Raw genomic sequence first — 5,817 nt, 5'->3', positions numbered from 1 at the left:
TGCTCGCCGCGCTGCTGCACGCGAGCTGGAACGCGATCGCGCACTCGGTGCCGGACCGGCTCGTCGGTTTCGCCATGATCGGGCTGGTCGACCTCGTCGGCGGCGCGCTGCTGGCCGTCGTCGGCGGCCCGTTGCCGGACGGGGCCTGGCCGTTCGTGATCGCCTCGGCCCTGCTGCACGTCGCCTACAACCTGCTGCTGCTCGCGAGCTACCAGCTCGGCGACTTCAGCCAGGCCTACCCACTGGCGCGGGGGACGGCGCCGTGGCTGGTCGCGCTGGCTGCCGTCGTCCTGCTCGGCCGGACGTTGCCGGTCCTCGAACTGGCCGGGGTCCTGGTCGTCTCGGCCGGCCTGGTCGCACTGGTACTCGCGGGCGGGCGGCCGGGACGGGCGCAGCTCCCGGCGTTCGGGGCGGCGTTCGCGACCGGGGTGATGATCGCCGGGTACACCGTCGTCGACGGGGTCGGCGTCGGGGTCGCTCCGGTCCTCGCCTACACCGGGTGGATGTTCGCGCTGCAGGGCCCGCCGCTGGTGCTGCTGGCCCTGTGGCGGCGGGGACGCGCGTTCCCGGCAGCCGTGCGCCGGTACGGACCGGCCGGCCTGGCCGGCGGGGTGATCTCACTGGCCGCGTACGGGATCGTGCTGTGGGCGCAGACCAGTGGCGAGCTGGCGCAGATCGCCGCACTGCGCGAGACCAGCATCGTGTTCGGCGCGGTGATCGGGGCCGTCGTACTGCGCGAGCGGTTCGGGCTCCGCCGGATCATCCCGGCCGCGGTGGTGCTGGCCGGAGTGGTCCTGATCGGCCTGGGGTGAGCGGCCCCGGCGCCCTCACACAGGTTCGGCACCTGACACACACGTTGCGAGGTATGTGTCGGGCTTCGGACGTGTGTGGCGTCCACTCGGCTCGGAGGCGCGCGGATCGGACGCGGGTCCTCACCAATTCTGATGATCAGAGTCGGCCCGGACGTAACGGACGGCGGGTGCCCTCGATGCTCCCACCGGAGATCAGGGCGATGCGGAGGGCGAACATGGTCGGGACGAGCGTCAGCGGACAGGGCAGCTCGGTCGGCCCCTACCAGATCGAGGCCCTCATCGGACGCGGCGGGATGGGCGAGGTCTACCGGGCGTTCGATACGAGACGGGGACGCGTCGTCGCTCTGAAGCTCATCTCTCCGGGCAACGCCCACGACGAGACCTACCGTGCACGCTTCCGTCGCGAGTCGGACAGCGCCGCCGGCCTGCGTGATCCGCACGTAGTCCCCATCCACGACTTCGGCGAGATCGACGGCCGGCTCTTCCTGGACATGCGGCTGATCGACGGCGCAGGTCTGGACACCGTTCTCACACAGGGGCCGATGTCTCCGACTCGAGCGGTGGCGATCATCGGCCAGGTCGCCCAGGCTCTCGGGTCCGCGCACGTCCAGGGCGTCGTCCACCGGGACGTGAAGCCATCGAACATTCTTCTGACCTCCGAGGACTTCGCCTACCTCGTCGACTTCGGGATCGCCAGGAGCATGGACGACGGCGGGACGCTGACCACCGCCGGCTCGACGATCGGAACGCTGGCCTACATGGCGCCCGAACGTTTCGACGGTGGAGCGCCCGATCAGCGATCCGACACCTACTCGCTGGCCTGCGTTCTGGCCGAGTGCCTGCTCGGACGCGCCCCGTTCGACGGGAAGAGCCTGCCGACCCTGATGAAGGCACACCTCGTTGCGGAGCCGCCGCGACCGAGTCGCCTCCGTCCCGACGTGCCGGCCGCGCTGGACACCGTGATCGCTCGCGGGATGGCGAAGGACCCGACGGCGCGGTACGGGTCGGTGTACGATTTCGCCCTGGCTGCACAGAACGCGCTGGTGCCTCCGACCGGGCACCACCGGCCACAGTCCACCCGGGTCGTCACACCTGCGAGGACCGTCGACGCACGTATGGACGCTTTCCGCGCGGAAGCCGTACGGAGGAACGGTCCTCCGCCCGCCCCGGCGAAGAAGGCCAAGCGGTGGCGCCGGACGAAGGCGGTCACGGCCGCCGTCGGCGCGGTCGTCCTGATCGGCCTGGTGAGCTTCGGTGTCGGACGATTCACCGCCGCGACACCGGTCGCGGCAGCGGACCGCACGGTGACGTCGACCGCACCTACCGCGCCCGAGGCACCGGTATCGACCTCGCCGGCGCCCACGGCCACGCCGTCGTCCTCGCCGGTATCCGGCAACCGGTCGCAGCCCTCGGCCTTCACCTACACCGTCGAGAGCAACTATCCGGTGGTGCTCGGGTACACCGCGGCCAACGGCGACAGCGTGACGCGGATGTCGGTTCCGGCGCCGTGGACGTTGAAGATCGCGACCGACGCGTGGGGATCGGACGCACGCCCGATGCTCACCGCGAGCTCCACGTCGACGAAGGGCGACACCTACGTGTCGTGCACGATCACCGACTCCGACGGCAAGGTGGTCGCGACCGACCGCAAGGAGTCGTCCTTCGCCTCGGCCATGTGCCTCAACTTCTCCTGACGGCTCAGCGCAGGACGGAGCCCTTGGTCTCGGGCAGGCTCAGGATCGCGATGAACGCTACGGCCGCGCCGACCGCGACGTAGACGAAGAACAGGGTCGACAGCCCTGCGGCTCCGAGGGCCGCGATGACCAGCGGAGCCGTCCCTCCGAAGATGGCGACGGTGAGGTTGTACCAGGCACCGATGCCCAGCCCGCGCAGCTCCGTCGGGAACAGCTCGCTCATGATCGCCGGGGCGATCGAGGTCATCGCGGTGTAGAGCACCAGCCCGACGCCGAACACCACCAGCATGTTGCCGAACCCGGGCCCGATCAGCGTCGACAGCGGCACGATCAAGATCGCCGTCGCCGCGGACCAGATGAGCATCTGCGGTTTGCGCCCGAACCGGTCCGCGGCGGCGCCCATCGGGTACTGCAGCAGCACGAACAGCGCGGTTGCGATGGACAGCGCCAGGAAGACCTCGCTCGCGTCGGCCCCGCGGGACTTGGTCGCGAACGGCGTGAGCGCGGAGAAGAACGTGTAGTAGCACAGCGTCGAGAGGATGGTGAACCCGATGAGCTGCAGGACCGCCCTCGGGTGCTCGCGCAGCGTCAGCAGCAACGGGTTCTTGATCTTCGCCGCGGCGTCCTTGTTCTTCTCGAACTGCTCGGTCTCGGACATGCTGCGCCGCATCCACATCCCGATCAGGCCCAGCGCGCCGCCGATCAGGAACGGCACCCGCCAGCCCCAGGATCCGAGCTGCTCCTCGGTCAGGGTCGACGCCAGCAGCGCGCCGAGCAGCGACGCGATCAGCACGGCCGTGCCGGTCGAGATGTAGAAGAACGACGAGTAGCGGCCCCGGCGCTCTGCCGGCGCGATCTCGGCGAGGTAGGCCGAGGCGTTCGAGACCTCGCCGCCCAGCGACATGCCCTGCGCGATGCGGGCGATCAGCAGCAGGGCAGGCGCGAGCCAGCCGACCATCTCGAACGTGGGCAGGATGGCGATCACGAACGACCCGCCTGCCATCAGCAGGATCGTCATCAGCATCGCCGTGCGCCGTCCGCGCAGATCGGCGAAACGACCCAGCAGGAAGCCGCCGAGCGGGCGGAAGAAGAACGCCAGCGCGTAGGTCGCCAGCGTGGACAGCAGCGCGGCGGTCGGGTTGCCGGACGGGAATATCTGAGTCGCGAAGTAGATCGAGAACGTCGCGTAGATCGTCCAGTCGTACCACTCGACGGCGTTGCCGATGGATGCCGCGACGAGCGTGCGGACCGGTAACCGGTGGCGTTCTGCGGTGACGGGCTGGGACACGGATTCCCCCTGGTCGCCTCGGGTGGTCGTCGGAGACTAGACATCAGGACACCTGATGCGGAAGGGACGGACCCGACGAACCCGATGCGCGCCAGCACTCGCCCGGCGGCGCCGGGGGTGGTAGGCCGGTGCCGCGCCCCGAGCGAAGGAGATCATCGCCATGCCCATCGGCTCCCCGGTCGACGGATTCCGGCTCGCCTACGACCGGCACGGCTCCCCCGCACCCGGGCGACCGACGGTCGTCCTGCTGCACGGCTGGCCCGGTGACCGCACCGACCACGACGCCGTCGTAACCCACCTGAGCGGTCTCGATGCTCGTTCCGCTGACGCTCCTCTCGGTCCCCACGACGTGCTGGCCCCCGACCTGCGCGGCTTCGGCGAGTCGGACAAGCACCACGAGGACCCGACGACGTCCTACGACCCGGGCGCGCAGGCGCGCAGCGTCGCCGGGCTCGCCGACGAGCTCGGGCTGACCGACCTCGTCGTCGGCGGCTACGACGTCGGCAGCCGGGTCGCGCAGCGGCTGGGCCGGGACCGGCCGGACCTGGTGCGCGCCATCGTCGTCACCCCGCCCGCGCCCGGCGTCGGGAAGCGGATCCTGTCGCCGGACCCGATGCGCGAGTTCTGGTACCAGGCGTTCCACCAGCTCGACCTGGCGCAGGAGCTCGTCGACGGCAGCACCCGCGCCGCGCGGGCCTACCTGCGGCACTTCTGGTCGCACTGGTCCGGCCCGGGCTTCACCCCGGACGACGCGCGACTCGACCACCTGGCGTCGGTGTACGGGCCGGCGGGGGCGTTCGTCGCCTCGATCGGCTGGTACCGGGCCGGCGGCGGGATGGTCGCCAACTCCCTCGCCGAACGCGCCCCGGACCCGGACGACCGGTTCACCGTCCCGACCACGTTTCTGTGGCCCGAGCACGACCCGCTGTTCCCGCGGGAGTGGTCCGACCGGCTCGACGAGTTCTTCACCGACGTCACCGTCGAACCGGTCGACGGGGTCGGGCACTTCGTCCCGGTGGAGGCACCGCAGGTGTTCGCCGGGGCCGTCGCACGCGTCGCCGCCCTACACTCGGGCCCGGGAGGCACCTCATGACGACCACCACACCGGCCCCCGAGGACGAGCGCGCGCGGCGTCTCGTCGAGGCCGAACAGAAGGCGATCCAGCTCTTCCACGAGGTCACCCGGCGCGGCCTGATCGAGCCCGGCGCCACCGAGAAGCAGGTCAGCGACCGGGTCCGCGACCTCGGCGCGGAGATGTTCGGCACCGACAAGCACTGGCACAAGCGTGTGGTGCGGTCCGGGCCGAACACCCTCGAGCCCTACACCGAGAACCCGCCGGACCGGACCATCGCCGACGACGACATCGTCTTCCTCGACTTCGGGCCGATCTTCTCCGAGTGGGAGGCCGACGTCGGGCGCACCTACGTCCTCGGACCGGACCCGGTGAAGGCGCGCCTGCGCGACGACCTGCCGCGGATCTTCGACGCCGGCCGGGCGCACTTCGAGGCACACCCGCAGATCAGCGGCGAGGAGCTCTACCGCCACGTCTGCGGCCTGGCCGCCGACGCCGGCTGGGAGTTCGGCGGCAAGCACAGCGGTCACCTGGTCGGCGAGTTCCCGCACGAGTGGATCGACGGCGAGAAGATCGAGTCCTACATCACGCCGGGCAGCACGCACCCGATGCGCCGCACCGACCCGTCGGGACGGCGATGCCACTGGATCCTGGAGATCCACCTGGTGGACCGCGAGCGCGGGATCGGCGGGTTCTTCGAGCAGCTGCTCACCCTCGCCCACTGACAGCGGGGATCACCGACACCGATTCTCACTGACACCTGGGCCGGCGGTCACAGCGGCAGGCACTTGACGATCCGCGCCGCGGTCCGCCCGGCGATCCGCAGCTCGGCCGCGGGAGCGCCGGGCCGCAGGAGCGCCACCGGCGCCGACCCCGGCAGGGACGCGTGGTGGACCGCGACCGCGCCGTCGGCGTCGACCCCGATACCGACCTCCAGCGCCGAGGCCAGAG

6 protein-coding genes are annotated in these 5,817 nt (G+C 70.9%); 4 read left to right on the top strand and 2 right to left on the bottom strand.

Features of this window, described 5'->3' with window-relative positions:
• Both I4I78_RS29225 and I4I78_RS29220 read left to right on the top strand, forming a co-directional pair.
• On the top strand, positions 1-812 hold an 812-nt coding region (locus I4I78_RS29225; protein ID WP_218614732.1), incomplete at its 5' end, for an EamA family transporter.
• Positions 813-1,027: 215 nt separating this feature from the next.
• On the top strand, positions 1,028-2,506 hold the full coding sequence (locus tag I4I78_RS29220; RefSeq protein WP_218614731.1) for a serine/threonine-protein kinase: 1,479 nt from the start codon (positions 1,028-1,030) through the stop codon (positions 2,504-2,506).
• Between the two features lie 4 nt (positions 2,507-2,510).
• Here the strand turns inward: I4I78_RS29220 and I4I78_RS29215 are convergent, their stop codons facing one another.
• Complete coding sequence (locus tag I4I78_RS29215) at positions 2,511-3,794, bottom strand: MFS transporter (protein WP_218614730.1); 1,284 nt, start codon at positions 3,792-3,794, stop codon at positions 2,511-2,513.
• Between the two features lie 160 nt (positions 3,795-3,954).
• Here I4I78_RS29215 and I4I78_RS29210 point away from each other — a divergent pair, with 160 nt between their 5' ends.
• The gene (locus tag I4I78_RS29210) at positions 3,955-4,887 is read left to right on the top strand and encodes an alpha/beta fold hydrolase (RefSeq protein ID WP_218614729.1); all 933 of its coding nucleotides are present in this window, start codon (positions 3,955-3,957) and stop codon (positions 4,885-4,887) included.
• Positions 4,884-5,591 carry a M24 family metallopeptidase gene (locus I4I78_RS29205; RefSeq protein WP_218614728.1) on the top strand — a complete coding sequence of 236 codons (708 nt, stop codon included), beginning with the start codon at positions 4,884-4,886 and terminating at the stop codon, positions 5,589-5,591. The genes I4I78_RS29210 and I4I78_RS29205 overlap by 4 nt, the downstream gene beginning before the upstream one ends.
• Before the next feature lie 47 nt (positions 5,592-5,638).
• On the opposite strand, the gene I4I78_RS34350 is transcribed toward I4I78_RS29205, so the two are convergent.
• Positions 5,639-5,803 carry a glycerol dehydratase reactivase beta/small subunit family protein gene (locus tag I4I78_RS34350; RefSeq protein ID WP_226380647.1) on the bottom strand — a complete coding sequence of 55 codons (165 nt, stop codon included), beginning with the start codon at positions 5,801-5,803 and terminating at the stop codon, positions 5,639-5,641.
• Positions 5,804-5,817 lie beyond the last annotated feature (14 nt).

Source organism: Pseudonocardia sp. KRD291, from assembly GCF_019263595.1.
GTDB lineage: Bacteria > Actinomycetota > Actinomycetes > Mycobacteriales > Pseudonocardiaceae > Pseudonocardia.
The sequence above is the reverse complement of the archived record's forward strand: the minus strand, read 5'-3'. Positions and strand labels throughout refer to the sequence as shown.